This is a genomic window from Corallococcus caeni (assembly GCF_036245865.1).
Taxonomy (GTDB): Bacteria; Myxococcota; Myxococcia; order Myxococcales; family Myxococcaceae; genus Corallococcus; species Corallococcus caeni.
The window spans coordinates 1-357 of the sequence record NZ_BTTW01000098.1 but is presented as its reverse complement, the minus strand read 5'-3'; the positions used below and the strand labels follow the sequence as shown (position 1 = coordinate 357).

Here is a 357-nt window from a genome sequence, read left to right as displayed (position 1 = left end):
GTTTGGTTTTTGCGCAAGAGTTTAAACAACGGCTCGCAAATGGCGGTGAGCTGCGATATGAATCTGGCGATATAATTCAAGCGCCCCAGGAAACCTCGGACTTGCCTCTCTGTACGGGGTTCTGGCATCTCAAGGATAGCCTTCACTTTTTCGGGGTCTACCTCTATCCCTTTCTGGCTTACAACGAAACCAAGCAATTTCCCTGATTTGACCCCAGAGGTACACTTAGCGGGGTTCACCCTTAATTGCTATTTCTTAAGCCTTTCGCTCAATTTCCGCAGGTTGACAGGGTGTTCTTCCTCGGCTTTAGATTTAGCAATGATGTCGTCCCCGTACACCTCGGTCTCTGGCTGCATC

The 357-nt window shown here is 49.3% G+C and carries 1 protein-coding gene; it reads left to right on the top strand.

All coding sequences use genetic code 11. The features are described from left to right. A partial coding sequence (locus AABA78_RS39345) for a hypothetical protein (protein ID WP_338270619.1) occupies positions 1–206 on the top strand: 206 nt, incomplete at its 5' end. Between the last annotated feature and the right edge of the window lie 151 nt (positions 207–357).